This window comes from Ensifer sp. VA4, assembly GCF_055710065.1.
On the sequence record NZ_JBVQPO010000079.1, the window covers coordinates 1 to 255 of the forward strand.

1 pseudogene is annotated in these 255 nt (G+C 58.4%); it reads left to right on the forward strand.

Annotated elements, in window-relative coordinates:
* Positions 1 to 230: pseudogene (locus AC0C6X_RS30245) on the forward strand (proline/glycine betaine ABC transporter permease); the annotation flags it as partial.
* Positions 231 to 255 lie beyond the last annotated feature (25 nt).

Genomic DNA, 255 nt, shown 5'->3' on the forward strand with positions numbered 1-255 from the left:
TGGCGGGCATCAACCAGACGATCATGATGGCGCTCGCCATGGTGGTCATCGCCTCGATGATCGGCGTTCAGGGCCTTGGACAGCCGGTGCTGAAGGCGATCTCCAACCAGTACTTCACGCTCGGGATTTTCAACGGTCTCGCCATCGTCGGCATCGCCATCATCTTCGACCGCGTCAGCCAAGCTTTCGGCGCGCGCCTTCAAAAGCACCGGGAGGTGGTTCATGGGTAACAAAAAAATTGGTGGCTTCGGCATC